The following is a 25,770-nucleotide window of genomic DNA, read 5'->3' on the forward strand; positions in this document are numbered from 1 at the left end:
AACGTAACAACGATGGAACCCCCACTCTGTCGGAGGGATCTGATTCATGGATGAGAATCTATCTGAGGTTGATGAGGAAGTTCGAGGTGTCATAGAAATTATAGCTCAGCACATCAGTCATCAAAACAATTCTACCTCTCTTACGGATTTCGTGGACGAAGTCGGGGAGGCTAGTAGTGTTGATGATCTGTATGATTATCTCCTTGACAACCCGAAAGCTGCGGTCAATCTAGTCGGTGATTTAGAGGAGTACTTCGATCACCCTGCTCCTGACTTGGAGAAACTGAAAGAAGGACAAGGCGAATTCCCTGCTGATACTGAGCCTTGGTGGAATGTCGTAGAGGCCGACGCAGCGAAAATCCATCCCAAAGATGGAGGAAGTGAAAACCAAGAGAATGCGATCGATCTCGGCAAGAATTCCGTCGATCTTATCGTCACTTCTCCCCCTTATTGGCAAAAGCGAGACTATGGGACCGAAGACCAGCTGGGACAGGAGCCTGACCCGGATACCTATATCGAGAACTTAATCGATGCACTAGAGCACTGGAAAGTGTTTCTTCGGCCTACTGGGTCTGTGTTCCTTAACATCGGCGACACATACCATAATAAAAGCCTTCAGGGAATCCCTGGTCGGTTTGCAAGGGCGGCTCAAGAGGCGGGATGGACTATTCGGAACGAAATTCAGTGGGCTAAGGATAATGGAATCCCGTCTTCAGCCCAGGATCGGCTTGTCCCACGGCATGAGCCAATATTCCATTTAGTCCAAGACAAAGATAATTATTTCTACGACTTGCACGGCTATTCAGAGCTATACGGAAATGGATCTAACCCGGGAGACGTATGGCGCATCTCTCATGATCGAAATACTGGAGATCACCTTGCTCCTTTCCCACGGGACCTAGTGCGGAGGGCAATCACGCTTGCATGTCCCCCTTCAATCTGTTCCGAGTGTAATGAGCCTCGACGTCGGGATACGAAGCGAGGATTAACAGAGCTCAATACGGATCGTCCGCAGGCAGAGCGGGCATTGGAAATTTACCATAATCACGACGAATTGACAGAGGACCATATCCGAGCCATTCAGGCCGTCGGGATTTCTGACGTGGGGAAAGCAGAGGAATTCCAAGTTGGTGCGGGAGCAAACGATGAAGATGTTCAGCGTCGTGCTAAGAAGGCAAAAGAAATTCTAGGTGGTTACTTCCGTGAGTTCACTTTCCCTGAGTGGACTACTGTCGGATGGACGAGCTGTGAGTGTGAGGATCCTGGTTGGACTAGGGGAACTGTCTTTGACCCATTTGCTGGCTCTGGAACCACCATCCAAGTTGCGAACAGTCTCGGATATAATGGATTTGGGACAGACTTAGATACTTCCAACTTCCAACAGGACCAAGCACTGTCCACATACAAATGACGAGATACGTCCTGAAACCTGAAGTCGTACGAGATTGTCTCCACCGGTTAATCGATGCCCCTATCCACCGGATGTTTCCTGGATATCTTTGTCTCCAGCAACAATCCGGGCTCGATAACCGGAACACTGGACTCTCCTTTCCCTATAACGAATTTTTCGACGATTACCTCCGTGTCGGGGAGGATGATTCGGATAAGCCCTATTTTGTCCCCTTCAATCAATCAACAAACCCGTCGATGAGTTCTCTCTGGTATAATAAGAACGTCGCCGGTACATATGCACCTTCCTCCCTTCGATCAACTGCCCCACTTATGCAAATCGCCGAAGTTGAGGAAGGAGGACATAATTCGAAATGGGGTATTGAAGATCGTCATTGGCAGCTTGCCCGCCACCACCTTTGTGATGACAATCAAATCCCCGCAGAATCTCTGTCTGCGTATCTGTTCCGCGACTATGGATTTGAGGTGGACGACCCTTCTGCTTATACTCTTGTTGAGACATTTATTGAGGAATTTGGCTACGAATTTGGTGGAGAAGCTTTCTCCCACTTGTACAGAACTAGTGATTCAGAAATAACGGAGGAGTCATTTGTCACCAATGACTGAGCACACCCAAACACAGCTGGGAATTAGAAACACCCACCGTACACCGACTAAAATACGACGACTAACCCCTGATCAGCTCGGTATTCCTTCAAGTGGGGATGAACAAGATGAAGAAACACGCTGGGAGTCTCTGCGGGAAAAAGCGTTTGAGGCCAAAGATGAGTCAGGTGTTGGGGTAGCAGTCCGAACTGAGGATGGCTCTGTCTGGGCTGGAACTCGACTAACGAAAGGGATGTCTCATGATGTACATCCTCTCGAACTTGCAGTCTGGAAAGGGTTTGACAGCACTAAGCAACCAATTGTAGGTGTTGCAGTCGCGGATGAAGAGATGTCATCCCCTTGTGGACGCTGTCTTCAGGTTCTCAAAGATTATTCGTCTGAAGACGAAGTGATCATCCACATTACTAACGGTGAGCAGGTCGAAGAGACCGCTCTCGCCGATTTACTTCCCTAATGTCTCCCGATCTGGACCAGGAGTCGGTGGTCATCACAGACACTAATTATCACCGTGGAGGCTCATATAAATAGAAATGGTCGAAATCCCCAGCTCCCTTTGTTCTCTGTTTAGTACTCAGATCGAAGAAGAGGATGGAACGTACTTAGTAGAAGTCCCCTCGAGTGAAGTGGATAATGAAGCGTTGTCAGCAAACGAAACGTATCGAGTGGCCATTCTAGAGTCCCAAGTCTCGACAGCGTCGTCGATGCAACCGGAGTCACAACAGCCTCCTTCTCGCGAGATTAAGAACCAATCCCCCTCGAAACCTCCTGTCGATGAGGGCGAGGTGCGCGACGTGACAATCGAAACCGTCGGGGATCAGGGAGACGGTATTGCGAAAGTCGAACGTGGGTACGTCGTGATCGTTCCCGGCGCTCAACCCGGCGACGAGCCAACAGTCGAAATAGAACAAGTTCAGGAGAACGTCGCGTTTGCGAGGATCGTCGATAGCGACCCGCGAGCGCTCTAACCCGCTGTACTTCTCTGGCTCGGTCTTCTCCTCGGTAAATCATCGGTGTGAGAAAGATCCATTCGAGTTGATCTGATGGAGGTGGTTCTGAAAGACAATTCACGGCTTTCTCCACCCGTTCGCGATGGCACAACCTTCCAAGGCCGAACTTCAATCTATGACAAAGGAACCGATCGAGGTGCTTGACGACCTGGCCGACCAGGTCGCCGATGAGTTTTAGGCGTACAGACAGCCGGACAAGTTCAAAGATGTCTCCCTCGTCATTGAAAATAGCGACGCGGAGCATCCGACATTGATCGTTCACGTCGATAGAGAGGATGCGGATTCCCTTACTGATCGTATTGATGAGTTCCTCCGCGAGCACGGTACCCGTACTGAACGGGAACGAAATTCAGCAACGGACGTCCGCGTGTTAGCGACGGTCGACTTGGTCGCGTTCATGGCGTTGTCGGACGGTGTGGACCAGGTCGTAGCCGCGACCGTGCACGCCGAAGAAGGAGAGATATCGGTGTGCGGCGCATACCGACAGTTACTGGCCGAGTACGGATCTGACGGCCTCGTGGTGCGCGGACCCGTCGACGATGAGCAAGCGTTCGAGGAGTCAATCACCGATCTCCTGCCGAACGAACTCTAGACCAGCGCTTTTCGTCGTCAGTCACTTTTCAGATACTCGACTTCCATGTACTCTGTGACATCGAACGTGTCCAGCTCCGCTTTCACCGACTCTCTGGTTTCTCCGTCGATCAATGCGTCACCCAGCGGAAGTCCTTGGTCAAGCAGTGACGTGTAGGTGTCGAGCCAGTAGAAGACGTATATCGCGGCGCGGAGAATCGCCCACAACCACGCCTCCAGTTCGCTTGGTTCACGGTCGGGCTTCCCGCCGTGAGCCCACTGGTTCCGGAGTTCGTAACCGCTGCTGATGTAGTCGGCGACGGTGATCGGGTCGAACATGTCTACGGCGTTCCCGATGAGAAAACCGGCGTACCGTGGTACGTCTCTGCTCGGGGTTTCGCCAGCGGTGAGCTGAATGAACAGTGATTCTAGGCCGAGAATCGTGAACGTGACCGTGTTATCCGGGATGCTCCACGTGTTGATCGCCCTGCCGTAGTGGCTGATAGCGAGGTTTCCTGGACCACTGAAATTGTAGAAGGCTGCGTACGGCGTCTCGTACGGTTCCGAGGATAATTCGAAGTACGGTTCCAGCAGGTCCAAGGTGGCCTGTATCTGCGGACCGTTCTTCTCGGTGATTTCAACTCCGAACCCGGTGGGCTGGCCGGATGACATCTTCCGCCCCCACTTGTGCATGCTGTACGTTACAGGACTGATGTAGGTACGAAGGTCGCGCACCAACCCGCCGAGCGATAGGCTGATCGCTAACGTGTATAGGTTGATCGCCTGCATCGGCACCTTTGCCAGTAAGTCATTCTCTGTGAACTCAATGCGGAGGTAGGAGTCGTTGTACACACGGTGCCGGCCGCCGAACGTATCGGACATAAGTGGGAGGGAGTCCTCGCCCAGGACCACGCCGTCCTCGTAGTCGCGGACCTCGACCCCGTCCCGGATGCGCACCCGGTCGGTTTCGATGTCCAATCCTTCCAAGGGGGCGATCAGCTCAGCCTTCCCCTGGCCGTGGACGTCTGCGATGATGTTCTTGGTTATCCGGTCTTCTTGTTCCTGGTACGAATCTATGTGCTGCCCGGCTCGGCCGAACGAGTCTTTGAAAAGGTTAGTCAGGTAGTGCTGGTCGATGGAATAGTCGTACTCCTCGCTAAGATGGTCCGCAAAGTCGATGGCTTCATCAACGTCGTCTAACCACTCAACGTCTCGAACAACCGGGCCGAGGCTGGGGCGTTCGATCCGGACGTGCTTGGCTTCGCCGCCCGTTCCCTGTAGTTCGGAAACCTGCGTGCGCGGCAGGTCGACGTCGACGAGGATGTCCGCAGCCGCGTCGAGCAGGTCGTGCACCAGTTCCTCAAGCTGGTCGTCAGAATCCGCCACATCGGCGAAGTCAGAGATATCCATTCAGTCCCTCATCGCCGTTCCCGATCACACTGAACATGGCCTTCAAAGCTGTCTGGGCCTCTTCCTTCATCAAGTCGAATGGCGCGGTATCTTGGTTGATTGCGCGAGCCTCCAGTGAATCATCGTCCACGCCCAGACGGAAATGGGCAGTCGGGTTCCGGACCTTCCGCACCCGATGTAGGACCTGTTTCTCTTCCGGTGTTATGAGGTGGCGCGATGCGGCTTCGTCGATCGCTGCGGCAGCACCCTTCTCCTTGATCTCGTCATCTCCCGCCCCATATAGGATGCCGATCAGTTCCTGTTCGACCACTGAGAGAGCGCTGATCATACTGGTTTGGAACAGGCCGAAGAGGTAGGCCTGCTGTGCTTCTTCGTAGAGATTGGAGGATGAGAAGCCGCCGTGAAAGGCCCGGTACCCATCCGTGTTTGGGTGGTGTTTATCGATCCACTCCATCCGCTCAATCTGATGTTCTCGGTCCTTCTCGTGGAACTCGTCAATCCACTCCGTGAACTTGTCGTCTTCCCCGGTCATCCGTTGAATGACCGAACCTCGGACCTCCTGCTAGTTAAGTGATAGCGAAGAATACAATCATCTTCCTCTAAAACAGCGGTGCTGGTTGAGCAAACGGTTATTTATCAACCGCAGTGAAAACAGGGCATGGATAAACTCGAGTGGGCCGTCGACACCGTCGACGGAACAACCTTCGAGAAGATCGCCGGCGAGGTACTGCGGAACGAAGGTTACGACGTTCACGAAAGCGGTGTGATCGGAACCGACGGCGGCTGGGATGCTCGCATCGAGATCAACGGCCGAAAGGGAATCGGCCATGCCAGCGTCGACAACAACTGGAGAGGGAAGCTCCGCGACGACGCCGAAAGCGTGGAGGAACTCGAGGAGGAGCAGAGCGAGTCCTTCGACCTCCTGGTGTTCGTGACGAACCAGCGCGTCACCGGACAGCAGGAACTGGATATGGAGGCAGAGATCGAAGAAGAGTATGGATGGGATCTGAAAATCCTGCACCGGCGGCATATCATCGGGATTACCGGTCATGAACGACCGGACCTCGCGGAGCGGCACTTCGGATTCAACCCGAAGCGGAACGACGACCATCTGGACCAGATCATCGATCTACGGGACGAACGCCTTGACCTGATTTCCAACCGGGAAGGCGTGGCCAGCGACTTGGAGGAAGGCCCGACAGCGGTCGTCCACCTGATTCCGAACGGCGTTTTCAGCGGGAACTACCTCCAACAATCCGACGATCTCCCCGGACTTCCCCGGATGGGCAAGCTGAACGTCCATCCCGGCACCGAGACCGTGGGGAAGGGGAAGCTGAACGCGGGCGGACGGATGGGACAGCCGTACAAGTCCTACACGTACCTGCAGAAAGACGGGTTGTACGAGGCGGTGGATACGTGGGTGTTCCGTGAGGACGAGCAGGACGGCCTCCTGTTGAATAACGCCCGGGACACCGACAAGTCGCTGGACTGCAAGGCGGGCATCGCGGTGCAGGACGGGATCCGCGCATTGAAGGAGATGGGTGTGACCGGAACCGTGTTCTGCTTTATCAGCCTGCTGGACGCCAAGGGCGTGACCATCGCATACGAAACCCGGATATCGGGACCGGCGGTGCAGCAGCCGTTGCGGACGGACCGGTACACGACCGACCTGGCTGAAATCCCGCTGGCCGAGGCCGACGTCACCGACTCGCTACGCAACCCGCTCACGGAGATCTGGCAGGAACTCGGCTGGAACGTCAACCTCCATTACGACGAAGACGGGAACTGGATGGGACCGACAGTCCGGTTCGGGGATATTGGTCAGTTCCCTTCTGGGGGCTGAACGGCCGACTTAGAAATCACTGTGAACCGTAGGAGTTCGATGGGTGCCACTCCGATTGCCGAAACTTATGACTGCACTCGCTCAGTCTTACTGTCGGTGATACCGAGATCGAGGTCTTCGTACATCCGGTTGAGCATTGCCAGCGCCGACTGGAATTGGGCGTAGTTCTCGCACATATACTCGATCGTCTCTGCTCTCGGTATCACCGGGTAGCCCTCGACGTGCTCGATGTCGAGGGACGGCCCTGGCTCGAGGACGATCTGTAGCGCTCCGTCCAGCTCGTGACGGGGCTGTCGTTCGAATGCGGTCGGGAGGTCGAACGACTCGAAAAACGCCTCCCAAGCGTCGACGTCCTCCTCACGGACGGCCAGAAACAGTGGATAGTCGTTGGGCTCGCGACCGACCTGATAGCCGCCCTGGGTCCACACGTAGACGGCGTCGATCCGTGTGAATGCGAACGGCCAGTCACCGAACTGCGGGATGACGTAGGCCTCCTCGATGGATGGTGGACTGACGCCGGCGCTGGCAGCGACGAGCTCGAGCGCTGCGTCGCGTACGCGCTCGTCGACGACAGTGAGGCCGTCGTCATAGCGGACGTAGCCTGCGTCTTCGAGTCGGTTGACGGCCTGTCTCACCGTCTCGTACGGCGTGTGGAGGTGTTGGGCGACACGACGGATGGAGTCACCACTCTCGATAGCAAGGATGACCTGCGCCGCGGTGTCGTCGAGAACCTCGTACATCTGGTGGTTACCAATAATCCGGTAACAGTTAAAAGTCTTACTCGAATGGCCATGAAGCCACTATCTTTCCATACTCTCGGAGGTAGTCCTGATTCCCGCTGATAACACGTGGAACGACTATAACGAATTCAACGAACAAAACGACCTGAACGAGAAAAACGAATGTATTGAACGCATTCTGAGGAACGAACTGGCACCCTCTACTCTATGAACAAAACGAGGGAAATGAACGTAACGAACAGAACGAATGAGTTGATGGCAACGAGTGCGTTTGCTTCAACGAGTGGAACGAACAGTTGGTTTTAACATCGTAGTAATCCTCTCACCGAGTGAAACACCCTCACCGAGCGCACCGAACTAAACGAGAAAAACGAACGAAACGAACACAACGAGAGAAACGAAGATAATGACCGGCACCAACACCGCACGAATCACGGTGGCGAATCAGAAGGGAGGCGCGGGGAAGACAACCGACGTCATTCATACTGGCGGCGCACTCGCTGCCCGAGGCCACGACGTCCTCCTGGTCGACATCGACTACCACGGAGGGCTCACCTGCTCGCTTGGCTACAACGATCTGTACTACGATACCGACCGTACGACGTTGTTCGACGTCCTCGACTTCGACCAGATGGAGTCGGTGAACGACATCATCGTCGAGCACGAGGAATTCGACATCCTTCCCGCCAGCGAGAAACTCGCGAACAACAAGAACATCCAGACGCTGCTTGAGGCGCCGAAGAGTCGCGAGCGGTTGGAGATGACTCTCGACGAGCTCGATAAGGACTACGACTACATCATTGTCGACACGCCGCCTTCCCTGAACGTCCTCACCGACAACGCCCTGGTCGCGACCGGCAACGTCGTCATCCCCGTCATTCCCGAGAAGCTCAACGCCAACAGCCTCCAGATTTTCGCGAAGCAGCTGAGTTCCCTTGAACAGGCGTACGGAGACATCAATCGGCTCGCCATCGTCTGTAACCGTGTCGAGCAGAACGCCGAACACCGCGACACCATCGAGGAGATCAAGTCGGCGTACTCCCTCCCGGTGTTCGAGATCCCGAAGCGGACCGACCTCTCCCAGTCGATCGGCGAGGGGGTGTCCGTCTTCGGCTTCGGCAAGGAGAACCAGCGCGTCGAGGATGCACGCGACTTGTTCAACGAGATCGCCGACCTGTTCGACGAGACGTTCGAGAAGACCGCGCCTGAGGAGGTGAAAGCATGAGCGACGGCTGGGGTGATGCTTCCGGCATCGAGGGCAACTACGAAGAGGAGGACGATGAGGTCGATTCCAGCGAAACGAGTGAAGTGAGTGAAACGGTGGAAACCAGTTCATCGACCGAATCGACTTCAACGAGTGAAACGAACGAAACGAGCAAAACGAAGACGAACATCAAGGACGAGTGGAACGGGCGAACGATCTACATTCCCGACGATGTCCTCGACGAGATGGAGGACACCTACCTCGAGTCCCAGCTGAAGCTCCGCAAGGCGGGGCAGGACGAGTTCAAGAAGAACCGCCACTTCTACCCGCTACTCGTCCAGTTCGGTATTGAGGCGCTCTCTGAGGCGGATGCCGAAGAAATCCAGACTCGGCTTTCGGAACTCGGCGACGAATGACCTCGCGCAGAACACAACCTCGGAGGATAGTTTTGTTGCGTGTCTTAGTTTCTCCGATTTCTCCGATGAAACCGCCGTTGGGTTGGTCTGCGAACAGACCGATCCGACACCTATCGGTGGATTAAAATGCCTTCATTTAGCAGAAGTATGTGGTTTCACAATGCCCTTCATCAACAATGCAAAAACCAGAAGAGACGTGTACTTGGTCGTCGCTTTCTTTTGTATTATTTCGGTGATCGCTCTCCCAGTAGGTGCATTTTTAGCCTATCGGGCATGGAAAATTCATCGAAGCGATCTCCAGTCGGAATAACGATGCTACCTGAGATTGCAGGACTTACCATTAATCCGTAGTATCACTGTATCTCTCATCTTTCGGCCCTTGGTGCGAAGACTAGGAGACAGATTCAGTCGTCTGCCGTGTAGGCTCCGCTACGATGTTCGATGCGGTGAACTTCGAGTACGAGCGCATCGTGATCGAGGACACATGCGAGCCGGTATTGCCCGACGCGGAGTTTCTCGAATGGGCCACCGGTAAGTGGTTCGAGATAATCGCCGGGGTCACGCCAGGGGTCATCGATGATCTCGTCGAGCTTCGAGACGATTCGATCCTGAACATGGTGTTCGAGATTCTCGAACTGTTTGGCAGCACGAGGAGCGAACTTCCACGTCCACTCGTCGTCCTCACTCACCATCCGTGTCGTCGTCCATTATCGCCATAACTTCCTCCCGGGAGACGAGTTCCTCCTCGCCGGTCCGAAGTCCGTGCTCGCTGGCGGCGATCTGCTTCCAACCTTCACGAGAGAACTCGGGATGCTTGACCGCGTCACGGGCTGCGTAGCGGAGGAACTCGCTGCGCGAGTTGAAGCCTTGCTCTTCCCAGGTTGCGTCGATGTCGTCAAGGAACGCCTGCGTGAGCCGAAGGTTGATCTGGACGGTCTCCGGCCCGTCGTCCTCGGTCGAGGTTTCGGCGTCGGACATAATATACGAGTGCTTTACGCACGCATAGCAGATAAGAATTCTCCCGCGGGCGGTGTGGCCCTATTCTCTGTCGTAGCAGGAGCGCCCCGTCCAGCGCGTGGTAACCATCAACAGCGTCGATATCGAAGGGTCGCTATGCCCGAGTCTCGCCGGAAGCCCCTCGAACGCGAACGACGGAAGACTGACGCCTATCGCGGCGGCATCGAGGTTGCAGACACGTATCGCCACGGAACGCCCCTCGTTACGGCGATTGGAGAGGCATCGATTAGGACGGAGACCCTGGAGGACCCCTACCCCGCGTGGCATCCTGCTCCCTACGACTTCGAGGGTATGCTCCGCATCCTCATCTATCACGAGATCACCGCCGAGAGCTACCAAAGCATCGCTCAGTATCCCGAGCTCGCAGACGAGTTCGATCTCGAAAAGACGCCTGGCCCGTCTGTCCTCTCACGAACGTGGCGTGAGCGATTCGATGACGACGCACGGAAATTCGTCGAGATAGCGGCGCACTTCGTCGTCAAACACAGCCATGACTTCGATTTCGCTGGCCCACAGATCAGACCGAAATCCGACGTCACCACCGAGAAAACACCTGAAGGCGATTCTGATGAGGATTCCGAGACGGAGTTCAGCGATGAGGAGATCGTTCGAACGACACGGTTGGCTCGTAATCACGCGTTCGGGTCGTTCGACTCTGGACGAGCACAGAACGCGACCTACGAGGACGTGCGGTTTTTCGAGTTACAGACGTTCATGGGGATGGTCGGCTGTGGAACGGCACAGGGTGCGGCTCGCTTCCAGTACCGACGTGGGACGGAGTACGGCCCACACGGCGATACGCATCTCCGAGCTGTCAAACAATTCACTCCCGAAAACGTCCTCGAGGGCTTCGATAGTGCCACGAACCAAGTGCTCTCGAGGATCGCATCTGAAGTGTCGTTCCGCCGGCCCGTAACGGTCGCAATCGACATCACGACCGTCCCCTACTACGGGGAGACGGCTGGGATGCCGATGGTAAGTGGGACAAAAGACGGTGAGGGCCGAGCGTTCAAGTTCGCGACCCTCTCGATCGTCGGGCGGAATATTCCGTTCATCCTCGCCGTTGAACCAGTACGTGAAAGTTCAGCCTGGGATGAAAACCCGCCAAATCGAATCCATCGCGTCGTCCGTCGGCTTCTCCTACGGGCGAAAGAACACGTCCCTATCGAGACGGTCCTCTGCGACCGCGAGTTCGACTCGATGCGCGTATTTCAGACCCTCTCAAACCTCGACGTGAACTACCTCATTCCAAAGCGCATCACCAGCTCCGAACGGAGCGTACTCGAGCGGATGGAAGAGGACGAGCAGGAGGTGGCTGTTGAATCGGCGTCCGTACACGTTGAGTCGGGATCGCACCCGCTGCGGTTTCTGTATGTGCCGTCGACGAGCGGCGAAGGGACGACGGTGTTCGCGACGGACCTCTGGGTCGGGCCGGATGAAGCCGAAACGTTCTGTCGCCGCTACAGTAGGCGCTGGCAGATCGAGAACGAGTACAAGAGCATCAAGGGAGACTTTCTCGCGAAGACCTCCTCAAAGGACTACCGCGTTCGCTTGTTCTACTTCGTGTTCGCGGTGTTGCTCTACAATATCTGGCGGCTCACGGATTTCCTGCTGAAAGCGGGTATCGATGGTGAGATGGACTACGCGCCTGTGTTAACCGCGGGTGAATGCGTCGAGATTGTCGTCTCGGCGTTGATCCCACCCGACTAACCGGCTGAGCCCTCGCTGAGTCCGCTGCTCGGGAGTGGCGACACTGCTCGGCAGCGTCAGAACCCACGCAATTTCTCACGTTCATCCGATAAGTTCCCCGAGAGAGTTCGAATTTGGTGCTCAACCGGAGAGAAGAACCACGAGTAGACGGTGAGACGGTCCAAAACTGGCCCATCCTCCGAACCTCTGGAACTCCACAACCTCGGAGGATGGAATTGTTGCGTGCCTTTATTTCACCCCTCCAGAACCATCCGAGCAATAGATCTACAGACTTCTCGATGGAGAGCGGGCTGGTTCGATATTTGACCGTCTGCACCGCTTTGAATGGGCCCCGGTCGCGTAGTCGACGCGCCAGAGGTGGTCGGGCGTGACGTGGCACGAGAGGAACCGAATCGTGGTGTCAGGGTGGACCGCGAGGACGTCGGCGACCGCACTGGTCCCGAGGACGTATCCGAGGGTGGAGACGAGTTCGCGCATACGAACCAGTACGAGTGACACCGCAAAGGGTGCCGTGGTGGACGGAACACAATCGAATCGGTAGATCTTCAACGGCAACGACTCGCTTTCGAGTGCTAATCCCAGAACGATATGAGAAGTCGAGGAACGTATGCTTCCAAACTCCCGCCCGGCAGGAAGTCGAGACCGGCGCGCTCAATGCGGTGGATTTCAATTCACCGCTCGTGAGTCTCTCACGGCTGATCGACGACTATCTCCTCGGGTGGGTCGTCCTCGCCGTCCTCCTCGGCGTATTCGTACCATCACTACGCGTGGTGACGCAGGCATCAACACCGATCCTCGTGGTGATGGTCGCCAGCACCTCACTCCTCCTCTCTGTCAAGGACATCCGCGCGGTCGACCGGCGCATCCTCGCTGGCGTCCTCCTCGCGCATCTCGCGATGCCCCTACTCGCGTTCGCTATCGCCACCTTCCTCGGCGTCTCGTCTGCACTCACGGCCGGGTTCGTCCTGCTCGGCGCGGTCACGCCAGAACTCGTCTCGCCGACGATGACCGCGCTCGCCGGTGGGGACGTCGCGCTCTCCTCGGTCTCGCTCGTCGCCATCGGTCTCCTGAGTGTCGTCTATACGCCTGTGTCTGTCACCGCACTCATCGGCAGCACGGTCCACGTCGACGTCTGGAGACTCGTCTCCGAACTCCTCGTCGCCGTCGTCCTCCCGATGGCTATCGCGATTCTCGCACGCTCCCGCTACGAACGAGTCGTCACCCGCTACGACGACTACTACACGAGCGTCGCGTCCGTGATGGTCGTCCTGATCATCGGTGGCGTCGCCGCCGCGAACGCCGCTCGCCTCCGTGACGTCAGCGTCCTCCTCCTCACCGTCGCGGCCGGCGCGCTCGCCTTGAATCTCCTCGGCTACGGTCTCGGGTGGAGCGCCGCACGCCTCACGGACGCGACGCCCGGTGAACGCCTCGCCGGGACGTTCGCGGTCGGGATGCGTGACTTCGCCGTCGCGGCCGCGCTCGTCGTCGCCGCCGGCTTCCCCGCGGCTGCCGCGCTCCCCGCGGTCTGCTTCGGCGTCGTCGAGATGGCGACGAGCGCGACCCTCGCCCGGCTGACCCGCGCACGCTGAAACGATCAGCGTCCTCCGGAGTGGCCGCGACTCGGGACGTCAGCCGTCTGCGTCGAGGAGTCGAACGAAGAACGCGACCTCGTGAAACAGGACCACCGGGAGGACGACTGCCCCGAGTACAAGCAACCGGTTCGAGAGACCGGCAGCGTCTCCGAGTCCGAGCACGACGAGGGAGACGCCGAGCGTCCAATTGAGACCGAGGAGTGACGTGACCGCTCGCTCAAGCGTACGTGTTCGTGGCCACGCCGGTATCACGGGAATCGACGGGGCGACGCGGCTGACCACGACGACGGCACCGAGTGCGAGGACGGAGAGCACCCACTACCAGCGGACGACGGTTGGAACGCTCCACGTACGGATCGCGAATTCGGCGACGACCCCGGTCGGGCTTCCGAGGACGACTACTTCGCCGACCGCGTGACCGGCCGTTCGGAGTCGCGTTCGCTCAGGCATCGGTCGCGACGTCGTCGAGGGTGAGCGAACGGCGACTGTTCACGAGCACGAGTACGATCCCGACCGCGGTGAGGCTCGTCGCGACGAGCGGCGTCACGTACCCGGTGACGGCGAGCGGGAGGCCGACCGCGGGCATCGCGAGCGCGAGTGCGAGATTCTCCCGAAGACGCCGCCGCGTCCCGCGCGCGATCGCGAAGAGAGAGCGGACGGGCGAGAGGTCGTCCGCGGTGACGAGGGCGGCCGCGACGGTCGCCGTGAAGTCGCTCCCGGAGACCATCGCGACGCCGAGGTCGGCGGCGGCGAGCGCGGGCGCGTCGTTCGTTCCGTCCCCGACCATCGCCACCGTCCCGTACTCGTCCCGGAGTTGACGCACGAGCCCCTCCTTGGCTTCCGGGGCGACGTCCGCGTGGACGGCGTCCACTGCGGGGTGGTCCTCGAAGTGGCGCGCCGCCGCGGAGTCGTCACCCGTGATCACGACGACGCGCCGCCCGGCCTCGGCGAACGCCGACACCATCGGCTCCCAGTCCGGCCGTGGTTCGTCCTCGATGGCGACGACGCCGCGCGCGACGCCACCCCGGCCGATGACTGTCGGGATCGCCCCCTTCTCGCGGATGGACTCGATGGCGTCCTGCACGTCCACGGGTGTCTTCCAGTCGAGCGCGTCGAAGAGCCACGGGTTCCCGACGGCCGTCACCTCACCATCGACGGTCGCGGTGACGCCGTAGCGGTGCCGTTCGAACGCCTCGACCGACGGGCTATCGGACGGTGCGCGTTCGCGGATGGCAGTCGCGATCGGGTGACTGGAGCGTGACTCGACGGCGCTCGCGCGACGGAGCAGTGCGTCGGCCTCGGTCTCGGTGGTGTGGACGGCCGCGACGCGCATCTCGCCGGTCGTGAGCGTGCCGGTCTTGTCGAAGGCGACGACGTCCGCGTCGGTGACGCGTTCGAGGATAGTCTGGTCGAGTACCGGGACGTCGCGGGCGGCGGCGGTGGCGAGTCCCCGTCCGATCGCGAGCGGTGTGACGAGCGTGAGCGCGACCGGGCACGCGACCACGAGGACGATGAGCGCGGTCCGAACGACGACCTGGGGCGTCGCCCCGAGCGCGGCCCACGCGCCGAGCGTCAGGACGGCGAGGACAACGACCAACGGCGTATACGTGGCGGCGACGCGGTCGGTGAGCCGGTCGATCGCGTGCCCCTCGGTCTGGCGGTCCCAGACGAGCCCTCGGAGGCGGTCGAGCGTGCTCGTCGCGCCGTCGCTGACCGCGACCTCGAACGCGCCGTCGGCGACGACAGACCCGCCGACGACGTCGTCTCCCGGAACCTTTCGCTGCGGACGCGCTTCGCCAGTGATGAGCGCCTCGTTGACCGTTCCGCGTCCTTCGACGATCGTGCCGTCGAGCGGGATTCGTTCACCCGGTCGGACGAGTACGTGGTCGCCGCCGACGCATTCCCCAATCGACACGGTCTCCGTCGTGCCGTCCTCGTGGAGGCGGCGCGCAGTCGTCTCCGCATCGTCGACGACATCTGTGAGATCCTGGACCGCGCGGCGCTTGTACCGGGCACGAGCGTGATTTGCAATCGTAGCGAGGACGATGATAGAGGTCGCAACGTCGAAGAAGAGGTAGAGCCGATCGAGGAAGAATAGGGAGACAATCGAGTACGCATAGGCGCTGAGCGCGGTGAGCGCGATAAGGACGTCGAGGGTGAGTTGGCGTTCACGGAGGCTGATGACGGCCGAGCGCAGTATCGGGAACCCCACACCGAGGACGGTGATCGTGGTGAACATCGCGACCGGCCCGTAGAGGCCGGTGAAGACCGCGTTGTTGTCCAGCGAGTCGCTCGGGAGGAAGCCGAGGTAGACCGGATAGAAGAACGCGGCGTAGATGATGTAGATGGGACTGACGGCGATGACGGAGAATATCGTCCGGAGATGGTCGAAGTCGAAGTCGTTGCGCTCGGCGGGTGTCTCCGCCGGCGTCGGGTCCGACGCCCGGTACCCCCACGCAGAGAGCGTCTCCTCGATCGCGTCACGCCCGACTCGGTCGGGGTCGTAGGTGACGCGGATCATCTCCGCCGTGTAGCTCGCGGCGGCGTCGCTCACGCCGTCGAGTCGCGTCGCGCGCCGTTCGAGGTAGGATTCACACGCCTGCGTGTGCATCCCGTTGATCGAGAAGTACGCGGTCTCGGTCGCCGTGTCCGTGTTTCGGTGAGACGATACTGAGTCGGTCATCGAGAGGGGGTATCAGGTCCGCTCACAGCGAGGGACGGAGGTGAGTAGTCGAGGGCGTGAAGGGAGGCACGTGTCAATTCCATTCTGGTGCTAGTTCGTCGGTCGTGTATTTCCGTCGTGTCGCTTGACTCACGATCGGGGCTGTGATTCGTTCCATGCGTTGAGTGTTTGTGCGGTGAGATAACCAATCACCTCGCGTTAGTGCGCGTGGTCGGTTGCATACTGCGTTGTTCTGTTCGTCGTAAGTTCGACGGTGGCGTGGTCGACGCCAGCGTCGCGGACTATTTCATGTACGCGCTCTCGAAGTTGTTCCTTCGAATCGAGCGACTCGACCGACACCGAGAGGGTAATTGTCGAGACGGTGAGCTGACTGCAGACCTGCCAGACGTGACAGTCCGTGATACTGTCCACGCCGTCGAGCGCGCCGAGGTCGCTTCGGAGTTCGTCGATCGGAGTCGGGCTGCGTTCGAGGATGAGGTCGAGGCTGTCCCGGAGGACGGTGTACGCCGACCAGATGATGACGAGCGCGATGAGCGCGGCCGTCACCGGGTCGACCCCGCGAATGTCGAAAACCGCGACGATTACCGTCGAGATAATGACGGCGACCGATGCACCCGTGTCACCGAGGAGGTGGTAGAACGCACCGCGCTCGTTCAGGCTGAGTTCGTCCCCTTGGAGATAGACGACAGATGCAACGTTCACCACGAGCCCACCCGTCGCGAGGACGATTGTCATCACGGGGTCAAGCTCGACTGGATTGAGAAAGCGCTGGTAGGACTCGTAGAGGATGACGAGCGCCATCGGGACGAGGAGCGTCCCGTTGAGGAGCGCGGCGAGCGGTTCGAGGCGATGCAGGCCGAACGTCCACTCGCCGGGCGTCTCGTATCGCTCCGCAGTGTAGGTCGCGGCGAACGCCATCAGGTAGGAAAGCGCGTCGAAGAGCATGTGGACGGCGTCGCTCAACAACGCGAGTGACCCGAACAACAGCCCGCCCGCGAGCTCTACGACGAACCCCACCGTGTTGATTACTGCAACGACACCGAGTTTCCGCACACTTCGCGGTTGACCGTGTCCGGAATCGTGGTCGTGCGTGTCGATCTCAGACATTAGTTACTCGTAGTGGAGGTCGGGTAGGAGTTGTGCTGTTGACGGGCGCCCCAGAACGACACCTGGGACGGCACCAGGACGGCGTCGTCGCGGCAGTCGAGCGTGTCGCGAATGGTATGCTGTGGGAGGCGCGTCCGATCCGCGAGTCCCGCTGGGTCAGCATTCCGTGATGCTCTAGGGACTTTCTCGACGAGTTTCGCACTCGGCGCGAGGGCGTCCAACCATTGGGCTATGGGGTCATCGGACATATTGAGAGGGGGCGAGAGTGGGTTAGTTCTCGTCGGGACTGATCCGTGAGAGGCGCATGGCGTTGCCGGTGACGCCGAGTGTCATGCCGGCGTCACCGATGAGGACGGCTGCCCAGATGGGAACGAGGCCGAACGGGACGGCGAGCGCGAGCAGTGCCTTCGCACCGAGGCTCACCCAGATGTTCTGTCGAATGACGCTGTTCGCGTCATGCGAGAGCTCGTAGAGGTAGGGAAGCCGGGAGAGGTCATCGCTCATCAGGGCAATATCTGCCGTCTCGAGGGCGGTGTCGGTCCCGGCGGCGCCCATCGCGATACCGACAGAGGCGGTCGCGAGCGCGGGCGCGTCGTTCACGCCGTCCCCGACCATCGCGACGCCGCCGTACGTCTCGTCGAGCTCGCGAATCGACTCGACCTTCTCGTCGGGCAGGAGCTCCGCACGGAACTCGTCCACGCCCACCTCCTCGGCGATCGCACGAGCGGTCCGCTCGTTGTCGCCAGTCAGCATCACGACGCGCTCGACGCCGAGGTCGTGCAGGCGCGCGACCGCCGATTTCGCCTCAGGACGGATCTCATCGGCGACCGCGATGACGCCCTCGAGCACGTCCTCAGTGCCGACGAGGATCACCGTCTTCCCCTCGGACTGGAGGTCGGGGATGGTGTCTTCGAGGAGGTCGAGGCAGTCGTTGCGTTCGCAGAGCCCCTGGGAGGTCTGCGTGACCACACCCCCGTCAGTGACGGCGTGGACGTGCGTGAGGTCGAATCCGAGCTCCTCGAAGAATCCGGGCTTGCCCGCGTAATGCGTTTCCCCGTCGAGATCCGCGCGCACACCCTTCCCGGTAATCGACTCGAACTCCGCGATCGAGCGCTTCCCGATATCCTTCTCGGTGGCGCGTTCGACGATGGCTTCGCCGATCGGGTGCTCGGAGCGGGATTCGAGGCCTCGCGCGCACCGGAGAACGTCGTCCTCGCCGTTGCCGTTGAGCGCGACGACGTCCGTGACCGCGAGTTCGCCCTTCGTGAGCGTCCCCGTCTTGTCGACGGCGAGCGCGTCGACTTCGCCCATCGCTTCGAGGTAGCTGCCGCCCTTGATGAGGACGCCGTTCTTCGCGGCGCTCGTGATCCCGGAGACCACCGAGACGGGCGTGGAGATGACGAACGCGCAGGGACACGCGAGAACGAGGAGAGTGAGTCCGTAGACGATTGACTGCTCCCACGCGACGCCGAGCATGTACGGCGTGCTAATAGTGACGAGGACGGCGAACGCGACGACTATTGGGGTGTAATAGCCGGCGAAGCGCTCGACGAACTGCTCGCGCTCGGTCTTGTTCGCCTGTGCGTCCTCGACCATCTCGACGATCCGGGAGAGCGTGTTGTCGCCGGCCTCGGAGGTGACCTGGACTTCGAGATAGCCCTCCTCGTTGATCGTGCCGGCGTACACCTCGTCGCCCTCCATCTTGTCCACGGGGACAGACTCGCCCGTAATCGGGGCCTGGTTGACGGCGCTTTCGCCCGCCGTAACCTCGCCGTCCATTGGGATCTTCTCACCGGGCTTCACGACGACGGTGTCGCCGACGCGGACGTCGTCCACGGGGACCGTGACTTCCTCCCCACCACGCTTGACTGTGGCCTCGTCGGGGGAGAGGTCCATCAGCTCCTGAAGGGAGTTGCGGGCCTTGTCCATTGAGTAGCGCTCTAAGAGTTCGGCGACGCTGAAGAGGACGGCGAGCGTCGCGGCCTCCATGTAGAGGCCTTCGCCAAAGACGAGACTGACGAGGATTGCCCCCGAGATGGCGATGGTCATCAGGAGGTCGATGTCGAGGTTGCGGTTACGCAGCGAGTAGTAACCGTTCCGGGCGATCTCCTGGCCGCCGACTGCGACGGCGACGAGGAAGAGAACGTCCGCGAGCGTGAACGTGACCGGCGCGGCGAGGAGGGTGGGGTTGAGGTTAGCGAGCAGGAACTCGAAGAGGAGACCGAGCGCGGCGAACCCGCCGCTCACCCAGGTCTTCTTCGCACGCGTGCTCCGCCAGACGCTCTCCGTTTCGGCAACGCCGCCGGCCGACTCGGCGCTCGCAGTCGTGTCTATGACTTCGTAGCCGGCGTCCTCGATGGCGCGCGTGATCTCGTCGGCCGTGACCCGGGACTGATCGTAGGTGACGACGACCTTCCCGGTCGTGGGCTGGGTCTGGTAGGTGGCGACACCGTCGATGGTGTCGAGCGCGTTCTCGACTTTGCCCGCACACGACGGGCAGTCCATGTCGGGGACGGTGAACTTCTCGGTGGTCTCGCCGACGCCGGATTCGACAGTGTAGCCGGCTTTCTCAACACGCTCGGCGACGTCCTCCGCCGACGCGCCGTCCGGGTCGTAGGTGACGGTGAGCGTCCCCGTCGTCACCTGCGGATCGACCGATTCCACGGCATCGAGTTTCTGGACGCTGTTCTGGACCTTACCCGCGCACGACGGGCAGTCCATCTCCGGTACCGACAACTGCACCGCCGTCCCCGATTCGAAGTCGGTCGCCGGCCCATCAGACGCGTCGTGGTCGTGGTCGTGGTCGTGGTTGTGGTTGTGGTTGTGGTCGTGGTCGTGGTCGTGGTCGTGGTTGTGGTCGTCGGGGGGACGCGACCGATTCGTCATTATGTATCCCAAACGGCCCTGTAGTTATTAAATCGGCTGTTAACGTGAGGCGCTGAGATAGTATCTACTGCCAATTAAGCGCCACAGATTATTAATCCTGGCCGAATATTGGGAAAACAAGCGATAGATTTCTATGCGACCTCTGGGGATAGTCAAAGTATGAGTGAACAACCAGGCCTATCGGACCAGTACCGGGACTCAAGTCCGTGGCCGCTGTTCGTCGCGCTCGGAATCGTTCTCACGGAGTTCGGCGTGTTCTTCGGCGGGATGTTCATTCCGGTGGGCGTCGGCGGTATCATCCTCCTGGAAGGAACGGTCGTTGGCATCCTCCGAGAGGCCGGATACACCGTGACGCTCTGGAAGACCGCCCTAGGCGTTGGGGCGCTCTTCACTGCTGCGGGTATCGGAATGCTCGCGTTCAGCACTCAGTCTTCCGAGTTCAATCTCTACACGCGGGGCGTCGCGGTCGCCGCAGGGGGTGCTGTTGCGCTCCTCAGCAGTGGCGGACTCTACGCATGGGAGTTCAACGACGCCGAGCGATTCCAGTGAGGTTCAAGGCATGAACACCAGATTACGGGCGCGTTCAGGAGTGTTGGAGAACGACTGCGAAACCCGCGAACATAACCAGAAGCGCTGTCGCCCCGAGACTCACCATCAGGTAGTCCTTACTCTGCATATGAATACGTCCCCGAAACACCCTGCTAACTCTTCTGGTTCGAGGGCCGAACGGTGACCGGAGACACCGACACACCCGAGGTCTCCGGGAAGCGCGTCGTCGCCTTGCTCTACGTAGTCGCCGTGGCACTCGCTGGCGGGTACGGAGCACTCGTCGGCGTCGTCATCCGCCCGAACCTCGACGCGACAATCGGAGCGCTCGGGCCGATCATGTTCCGCCTGTCCCCGGTGAACCTCGCCATCTACGGCGTCGCGATGGTCGGACTATCGCTCGGCGTCTTCTTCGCCGTATCCGCGCTCGCAACACGGTACGAGGACCCACCTCGCCGCCGTGATGAGGCGGAGGGGACGGCCAGATGACCTGGAAACGAACCCCGACCCAGCAGTTCCTGTACGCGGTCCCCCCGCATTTCCGCCTCTTCCTCGCTGTCGCGGGTTTCGTTGTCGTTCCCGCGCTCCTGAACGGGTTTTTTGGGACACTAGGGTATTCGACACTCGGGACGGCCACGTGGATTCTCGGCTACATCGGCGGTGCCGTCTTCGTCTGGTACTACTGGCTCCGACACATCGACTTCCTCGGGAGTCACGCCCACGATACAGAAGAGACGGGCGAGGAGTGAACGAAGGTCTGATTCCGAATCGACGAACCCACCATTCCGACGAGACAACCTATACACGGTCTCAAATCACTGCGAACTGAACGGGAAACTCCCGGCGTTTATCCAACGCTGGCGGTTGCCAGCGTCAGGGGAGGACGTGGAGGAGGCCGAGGCCTTCGAGGATAAAGACAGTTCCCGTAAATCCGAGTATGAAGGCGCTGACTGCAGGAAGGTAGTCCGCGAGGCCTTCGAGGCGCTCGGCGAACCGGGCGGCCGTCGCGACCGTCAACACCACCAGCGTCGTGATGGTGAGGACGATGCAGACGCTGTAGACGAGCGCGATCGAGAGGCAGTCGAAGGTGCCCGCGCAGAACCCGACGAGCGCATACCCTTCCTCGTGCACGAGGCCAAGCAGGAACGCGAACGCCGCCACGCCCCACAGGCCGGTTCCACTCCCGATCTGGAACTGCTCTAAGGCCCCGCTGAACATCCCGTGGTCGTGTTCGTGGTCGTGTCCGTGGTCGTTGTGAGTGTGGTCGTCTTCTCCGTGTTCGTGGTTGTGCCCGTGTCCGTGTTCATGGTGGTCGTCCTCGCCGTGTTCGTGGTCGTGCGAGTGAGTGTAGAGCCGGTAGGCGAGGTAGAAGAGCGCGAGACCCGCCAGTATCCGGATCGCGGAGGTGAATCGGGCGAGTGGGAAGACAGAGGTTATCGCACTGAAGACGCCGAGGAAGAGCCCAGCGGCGAGGATGTGGCCGAGCGACAGCATCAGCCCGCTCGCGACGCCGCTGCGCCACTTATGCTCTTGATTCAGCGCCCAGATGCCCGCGACCGGCCACGCGTGCCCTGGCTCGAGGCTGTGGAACACCGCGAGGCCCGCGACCGCGAGCAGGACGCCAACGTGGATTGCCATACGGGAGTCTCTCTCTGTGGGATTCTTGAGAGTTGTTATGACGGATTCGTCGTTCCCGTAATACGGACGGCTAAGTGGCGTCACGACCACCCTCCGGTATGCGCACGAGCGTGAACGTCCCCGAGGACGTCCTCACGGAGTTCGACGAGGTCTGGCAGGCGGAGGGAATGGAGTCACGTTCCCGGGCGGTCCGGGAGGCGATGCAGGAGTACGTCGAACGGCACGCGACCATCGAGGACGTCGAGGGCGAGGTCGTCGCGACCGTCGTCTTCGACTACGAGCACACACTCGTCATCGGCGACCTCCACCAGGTCCAACACGACTTCCAGGACGTGATCGCGGCGACGAGCCACACCCACCAGGGCGAGTGGTGTCTGGAGACGGTGTTCTGCCGGGGTGACGCCGCGCGTATCCGCGAACTCGTCTATCGCCTCCGGGACTTCGACGCAGTCGGGCGCGCGAACGTGATGTTTCTTCAGGTCGACTGACGCGCTATCCGAGGTAGTTGACGACCCAGTAGAGACCATACATCACGATGAGACCGAGGCCAATCGGTCGGGAGACGACGCCGCGGTAGAGGACGAGGAGGACGACGCCGAGCGCGGCGAGGAAGAACGGATACTGGACGGTCCAGACGGTCGTCGAGATGTGGAGCGGCTGGATGAGCGCGAGCACGCCTGCGTTCGAGGTGACGAAGAAGATCATGCTCCCGACGACGTTTCCTGCGGCGACCGCGGGCTTCCCGTCGCGGACGGGTTCGACGGTGAGGAAGACCTCTTCGAGGCTCGCGATGAAGCTGAGGACGGTCGCGCCGAACGCTAATTGAGCGATTCCCGTGTAGGCGAGCAGTCCCTTCGTCCCCTGGACGGCGAGTTCGGAGCCGACCGTCATGCCGACGACGGCGAGTACGAGAATTCCGAGGCGGAAGTACGGGTGGAGTTCCTCGTCGCCCTCGGCGGCCTCTTCGAGCTCCTCCTCGAGTTCTTCCTCGGGCTCGAGGTAGTGCGTCGAGCGCGTCTGCTCCCACCGATAGAGGAGGTAGACGGCGGGCACGAACGCGACGGTGAGGATCACGCCGTCGAGTCGGGAGAGCGTGCCGTCCAGACTTAGGCCCAGGAGGAGCGCGGGCGAAACGCCGGTGAGCGCCAGATACTTCGGCGGCGTGTCGATCTCGAAAGGGACGATGACGCCGCCGAGACCGAGCGCCATGCAGAGGATAAAGACCGCCTCGCCGAAGATGGTGCCGAGGCCGACGTCCGGAAGGTGACCGAGGACGGCTGCGCCACCCAAGATTGCGTTCTCGAGGTCAGTCCCGGCGAGGACGACCGTGAGGATGAACGTGGAGACGCCGAGGCCGACCGCGGTCGCGGCGACGTGCTCGACGAACTCCTCGACGCTGAAGACAACGATTACCACGCCGATCAGAAAGACAACCGTCGAGAGGATTGGAGAGGCCGTGATCGCCCCCAGAATATTCATCGATCGCTCCGTGAGGGGGGACAGGCGGGCCTCCTGTACGAGTGGGCGTAAAACATGCTATGAGACGTGCGGGGCAGGTTCATCTCGCGCCCCGCGGAGTTCGAGTTCGATCTCAAGTTCCTTGTCTCCATAGCCGAGGAATTCGATCTCGAGTTCGACTGGTTCCTCGAACGTGAAGGGAAGCTCCCATTCCGCACTCGAGATCGTGATCTCGTTCCCGGATTGGAGTTGCTCACCGAGTTCGACGAGGAACGCGCCGGCCTGTTCTCCGTCGAGGTAGAACTCTTGCTCGAAGACGCCGTCAGTGATGACGTCGGGTCCACTCTCGGGTTCGTCCGGATCTGGGATTTCTGCCATCATATCACCGTTTCCAGACGATACTAATAATAGTTCTTAGGAATAATATCTCTAGTAGATGGACCCGCTGGAATTGCTCGGTTCGAAAGCCCGGTTATCGATACTCCGCGCGCTTTCTCGGCGAGACATGTATGTCTCTGAGCTCATGGAAGAGGTCGGAATGGACGGCAAAACCGCGACCCACCACCTTGATCTGCTTGAGGATACGGGGCTTGTTTCCACACGACGAGAGGGGCGTCGGAAATACTACTCGCTGATTCGTGATATTGAACTCTACGTCTCGCGGTCACCGAATCGCGAGTTTCGAATTCAGTTCCCGCCAGCTGATGCCGGGTCGAATGACGGGCGATCCAAGTAATCAGCTAGTAACCTTGTCGGCAGGGTAGTTGGACACTGAGCGTTAGTGTACACCGGCTTGATCGCTGTGTTCTGTGTATTCATTGACGTACTCCAGTATCACTGCCGTCTACTATTCTCCCTGAACTGTAGTAACGACGGAACCGGAGGGGGTTTCCCCCAGACCATACAGAACCATTACGATTTGTAGGAATCCACCCTCCGAACCTCTGGGAGCCCACAACTTCGGAGGATGGTTTTGTTGCGTGCCTTAATCACGTCCCACAACCGCTCCGAACAAATATTTCGTAGCTGTGCGTATTCGACGTATTAGGCCAGCCTAAAAACCGGAAGGGTTTTTGGCTAGCCTAAATATTGATGGATGCATGGCGCTCACCACGATCGAAACGGTTGCACTTGGCACTGTAGCCGGGGGGACAGTCTACCTTGGATTGCCAGTGGCACGATTCTCCGTCTCGAAACGCACCACTAACCTGCTTAATGGGGGAGCTATCGGAGTTCTCCTCTTTCTCCTCGTTGATATCCTTCACGGAGCTCTCGCACCAGTGGAGAAGGCAATCGAAACGACGACCAAGACCGGCGCCGTTCACCTCGCCCTCCCGCTCGCACTCGTCCTCGGATTCACCGTGAGTCTCGTGGGACTCGCGTGGTTCAGCGACCACTACGTCAGTTCACAGCCCGGTGCACAGATGACTGCGCTGATGGTAGCCATCGGTATCGGACTCCACAACTTCAGTGAAGGACTCGCTATCGGCCAATCCGCCGCGACTGGTGCAATCTCGCTCGCGGTAGTCCTCCTTATTGGCTTCGCCCTCCACAACATCACGGAAGGCTTCGGAATCGCCGCTCCGTTGACGAACACGCAGACTTCAACACGCCGGCTGGCGGGGCTTGGATTAATCGCTGGGGGCCCGACTTTTCTTGGCACCATCGTCGGTGAAAGCTGGACCTCGCCCGTCGCTTCAGTCCTCTTTCTCGCGCTCGCCGGCGGCGCACTCATCTACGTCATTCAGGAACTGTTCGCCATCGACCACTCTGCGGTCACTCGCAGCGCACTATTCTCATCAGTCGCAGCCGGATTCCTCATCGGCTTCACCACAGAACTCGCCGTCCATCTTTCCATGACGGCCTGAACCCCTATTCAGTACGAACCGTCGTTCAGTTCAGAACCGTCAGATCGAAACAATGCCCC

General features: G+C 59.7%; 30 protein-coding genes. 16 read left to right on the forward strand and 14 right to left on the reverse strand.

The window, feature by feature from the left end:
- Positions 1-46: 46 nt before the first annotated feature.
- On the forward strand, positions 47-1,411 hold the full coding sequence (locus tag IEY26_RS15895) for a DNA-methyltransferase (protein ID WP_188980679.1): 1,365 nt from the start codon (positions 47-49) through the stop codon (positions 1,409-1,411).
- A 47-nt stretch (positions 1,412-1,458) separates the two neighbouring features.
- On the opposite strand, the gene IEY26_RS17540 is transcribed toward IEY26_RS15895, so the two are convergent.
- On the reverse strand, positions 1,459-1,632 hold the full coding sequence (locus tag IEY26_RS17540; RefSeq protein WP_229774176.1) for a hypothetical protein: 174 nt from the start codon (positions 1,630-1,632) through the stop codon (positions 1,459-1,461).
- Between the two features lie 90 nt (positions 1,633-1,722).
- On the opposite strand from IEY26_RS17540, the gene IEY26_RS17545 reads away from it, so the two are divergent.
- The 4 genes from IEY26_RS17545 (at position 1,723) to IEY26_RS17550 (ending at position 3,615) form a co-directional block, all read left to right on the forward strand.
- The gene (locus IEY26_RS17545; RefSeq protein ID WP_229774177.1) at positions 1,723-2,016 is read left to right on the forward strand and encodes a hypothetical protein; all 294 of its coding nucleotides are present in this window, start codon (positions 1,723-1,725) and stop codon (positions 2,014-2,016) included.
- The gene (locus IEY26_RS15905; protein WP_188980683.1) at positions 2,009-2,470 is read left to right on the forward strand and encodes a hypothetical protein; all 462 of its coding nucleotides are present in this window, start codon (positions 2,009-2,011) and stop codon (positions 2,468-2,470) included. Before IEY26_RS17545 ends, IEY26_RS15905 begins: the two co-directional genes overlap by 8 nt.
- Positions 2,471-2,546: 76 nt before the next feature.
- Positions 2,547-2,981, forward strand: a complete 435-nt coding sequence (locus IEY26_RS15910; protein ID WP_188980685.1) for a TRAM domain-containing protein — start codon at positions 2,547-2,549, stop codon at positions 2,979-2,981.
- Positions 2,982-3,273: 292 nt separating this feature from the next.
- A complete protein-coding gene (locus IEY26_RS17550; RefSeq protein ID WP_229774178.1) occupies positions 3,274-3,615 on the forward strand; it encodes a cytidine/deoxycytidylate deaminase family protein in 342 nt (113 codons plus the stop codon).
- A 17-nt stretch (positions 3,616-3,632) separates the two neighbouring features.
- Here the strand turns inward: IEY26_RS17550 and IEY26_RS15920 are convergent, their stop codons facing one another.
- A complete protein-coding gene (locus IEY26_RS15920) occupies positions 3,633-5,003 on the reverse strand; it encodes a hypothetical protein (RefSeq protein WP_188980687.1) in 1,371 nt (456 codons plus the stop codon).
- Entirely contained in the window at positions 4,990-5,535 is a 546-nt protein-coding gene (locus tag IEY26_RS15925; protein ID WP_188980689.1) for a hypothetical protein, read from the reverse strand. Before IEY26_RS15925 ends, IEY26_RS15920 begins: the two co-directional genes overlap by 14 nt.
- A gap of 126 nt (positions 5,536-5,661) precedes the next feature.
- Here IEY26_RS15925 and IEY26_RS15930 point away from each other — a divergent pair, with 126 nt between their 5' ends.
- Positions 5,662-6,846, forward strand: a complete 1,185-nt coding sequence (locus IEY26_RS15930) for a restriction endonuclease (protein WP_188980692.1) — start codon at positions 5,662-5,664, stop codon at positions 6,844-6,846.
- A 65-nt stretch (positions 6,847-6,911) separates the two neighbouring features.
- On the opposite strand, the gene IEY26_RS15935 is transcribed toward IEY26_RS15930, so the two are convergent.
- Positions 6,912-7,586 carry a helix-turn-helix domain-containing protein gene (locus tag IEY26_RS15935; RefSeq protein ID WP_188980694.1) on the reverse strand — a complete coding sequence of 225 codons (675 nt, stop codon included), beginning with the start codon at positions 7,584-7,586 and terminating at the stop codon, positions 6,912-6,914.
- A 406-nt stretch (positions 7,587-7,992) separates the two neighbouring features.
- Between IEY26_RS15935 and IEY26_RS15940 the strand changes: the two genes are divergently transcribed.
- The gene (locus IEY26_RS15940; RefSeq protein WP_188980696.1) at positions 7,993-8,811 is read left to right on the forward strand and encodes a ParA family protein; all 819 of its coding nucleotides are present in this window, start codon (positions 7,993-7,995) and stop codon (positions 8,809-8,811) included.
- Positions 8,808-9,206, forward strand: coding sequence for a hypothetical protein (locus IEY26_RS15945; protein ID WP_188980698.1), 399 nt, complete (start codon positions 8,808-8,810; stop codon positions 9,204-9,206). The genes IEY26_RS15940 and IEY26_RS15945 overlap by 4 nt, the downstream gene beginning before the upstream one ends.
- Before the next feature lie 404 nt (positions 9,207-9,610).
- Here the strand turns inward: IEY26_RS15945 and IEY26_RS15950 are convergent, their stop codons facing one another.
- Together IEY26_RS15950 and IEY26_RS15955 are read right to left on the reverse strand one after the other, a co-directional pair.
- Positions 9,611-9,898 carry a type II toxin-antitoxin system RelE family toxin gene (locus tag IEY26_RS15950; RefSeq protein WP_394354836.1) on the reverse strand — a complete coding sequence of 96 codons (288 nt, stop codon included), beginning with the start codon at positions 9,896-9,898 and terminating at the stop codon, positions 9,611-9,613.
- Positions 9,888-10,184, reverse strand: coding sequence for a ribbon-helix-helix domain-containing protein (locus tag IEY26_RS15955; RefSeq protein WP_188980702.1), 297 nt, complete (start codon positions 10,182-10,184; stop codon positions 9,888-9,890). Before IEY26_RS15955 ends, IEY26_RS15950 begins: the two co-directional genes overlap by 11 nt.
- 135 nt (positions 10,185-10,319) lie before the next feature.
- Between IEY26_RS15955 and IEY26_RS15960 the strand changes: the two genes are divergently transcribed.
- On the forward strand, positions 10,320-11,933 hold the full coding sequence (locus IEY26_RS15960; RefSeq protein ID WP_188980704.1) for a transposase: 1,614 nt from the start codon (positions 10,320-10,322) through the stop codon (positions 11,931-11,933).
- A 264-nt stretch (positions 11,934-12,197) separates the two neighbouring features.
- Here the strand turns inward: IEY26_RS15960 and IEY26_RS17850 are convergent, their stop codons facing one another.
- Entirely contained in the window at positions 12,198-12,410 is a 213-nt protein-coding gene (locus IEY26_RS17850) for a hypothetical protein (RefSeq protein ID WP_449405271.1), read from the reverse strand.
- A 203-nt stretch (positions 12,411-12,613) separates the two neighbouring features.
- Here IEY26_RS17850 and IEY26_RS15965 point away from each other — a divergent pair, with 203 nt between their 5' ends.
- Positions 12,614-13,522, forward strand: coding sequence for a bile acid:sodium symporter family protein (locus tag IEY26_RS15965; RefSeq protein WP_188980706.1), 909 nt, complete (start codon positions 12,614-12,616; stop codon positions 13,520-13,522).
- A 39-nt stretch (positions 13,523-13,561) separates the two neighbouring features.
- On the opposite strand, the gene IEY26_RS15970 is transcribed toward IEY26_RS15965, so the two are convergent.
- From IEY26_RS15970 to IEY26_RS15985, 4 genes are all read right to left on the reverse strand, one after another.
- Positions 13,562-13,840, reverse strand: coding sequence for a hypothetical protein (locus tag IEY26_RS15970; protein WP_188980708.1), 279 nt, complete (start codon positions 13,838-13,840; stop codon positions 13,562-13,564).
- A gap of 127 nt (positions 13,841-13,967) precedes the next feature.
- Positions 13,968-16,208: a heavy metal translocating P-type ATPase gene (locus IEY26_RS15975; RefSeq protein WP_188980709.1), complete on the reverse strand. Its 2,241-nt coding sequence runs from the start codon at positions 16,206-16,208 to the stop codon at positions 13,968-13,970.
- Between the two features lie 198 nt (positions 16,209-16,406).
- Positions 16,407-17,315, reverse strand: coding sequence for a cation diffusion facilitator family transporter (locus IEY26_RS15980; protein WP_188980710.1), 909 nt, complete (start codon positions 17,313-17,315; stop codon positions 16,407-16,409).
- Positions 17,316-17,585: 270 nt separating this feature from the next.
- The gene (locus tag IEY26_RS15985) at positions 17,586-20,201 is read right to left on the reverse strand and encodes a heavy metal translocating P-type ATPase (RefSeq protein ID WP_188980711.1); all 2,616 of its coding nucleotides are present in this window, start codon (positions 20,199-20,201) and stop codon (positions 17,586-17,588) included.
- A 159-nt stretch (positions 20,202-20,360) separates the two neighbouring features.
- On the opposite strand from IEY26_RS15985, the gene IEY26_RS15990 reads away from it, so the two are divergent.
- From IEY26_RS15990 to IEY26_RS16000, 3 genes are all read left to right on the forward strand, one after another.
- Positions 20,361-20,750, forward strand: coding sequence for a DUF7541 family protein (locus tag IEY26_RS15990; protein ID WP_188980712.1), 390 nt, complete (start codon positions 20,361-20,363; stop codon positions 20,748-20,750).
- Positions 20,751-20,930: 180 nt separating this feature from the next.
- Entirely contained in the window at positions 20,931-21,236 is a 306-nt protein-coding gene (locus IEY26_RS15995; protein ID WP_188980713.1) for a DUF7520 family protein, read from the forward strand.
- Positions 21,233-21,496, forward strand: coding sequence for a hypothetical protein (locus IEY26_RS16000; RefSeq protein ID WP_229774179.1), 264 nt, complete (start codon positions 21,233-21,235; stop codon positions 21,494-21,496). The genes IEY26_RS15995 and IEY26_RS16000 overlap by 4 nt, the downstream gene beginning before the upstream one ends.
- A 124-nt stretch (positions 21,497-21,620) precedes the next feature.
- Here the strand turns inward: IEY26_RS16000 and IEY26_RS16005 are convergent, their stop codons facing one another.
- Entirely contained in the window at positions 21,621-22,385 is a 765-nt protein-coding gene (locus IEY26_RS16005; protein ID WP_188980714.1) for a hypothetical protein, read from the reverse strand.
- Positions 22,386-22,483: 98 nt separating this feature from the next.
- Here IEY26_RS16005 and IEY26_RS16010 point away from each other — a divergent pair, with 98 nt between their 5' ends.
- Entirely contained in the window at positions 22,484-22,873 is a 390-nt protein-coding gene (locus IEY26_RS16010; RefSeq protein WP_188980715.1) for a CopG family ribbon-helix-helix protein, read from the forward strand.
- Positions 22,874-22,877: 4 nt separating this feature from the next.
- Here the strand turns inward: IEY26_RS16010 and IEY26_RS16015 are convergent, their stop codons facing one another.
- Entirely contained in the window at positions 22,878-23,864 is a 987-nt protein-coding gene (locus IEY26_RS16015) for a sodium:calcium antiporter (protein ID WP_188980716.1), read from the reverse strand.
- A 57-nt stretch (positions 23,865-23,921) separates the two neighbouring features.
- The gene (locus tag IEY26_RS16020) at positions 23,922-24,221 is read right to left on the reverse strand and encodes an amphi-Trp domain-containing protein (protein WP_188980717.1); all 300 of its coding nucleotides are present in this window, start codon (positions 24,219-24,221) and stop codon (positions 23,922-23,924) included.
- A gap of 58 nt (positions 24,222-24,279) precedes the next feature.
- Here IEY26_RS16020 and IEY26_RS16025 point away from each other — a divergent pair, with 58 nt between their 5' ends.
- Both IEY26_RS16025 and IEY26_RS16030 read left to right on the forward strand, forming a co-directional pair.
- Positions 24,280-24,579 (forward strand): ArsR/SmtB family transcription factor, encoded by a 300-nt coding sequence (locus tag IEY26_RS16025; protein WP_188980718.1) that lies wholly within the window; start codon positions 24,280-24,282, stop codon positions 24,577-24,579.
- A 364-nt stretch (positions 24,580-24,943) separates the two neighbouring features.
- On the forward strand, positions 24,944-25,711 hold the full coding sequence (locus tag IEY26_RS16030; RefSeq protein ID WP_188980719.1) for a ZIP family metal transporter: 768 nt from the start codon (positions 24,944-24,946) through the stop codon (positions 25,709-25,711).
- Positions 25,712-25,770: the final 59 nt, after the last annotated feature.

This window comes from Halocalculus aciditolerans, assembly GCF_014647475.1.
In the GTDB taxonomy this organism is placed as follows: domain Archaea; phylum Halobacteriota; class Halobacteria; order Halobacteriales; family Halobacteriaceae; genus Halocalculus; species Halocalculus aciditolerans.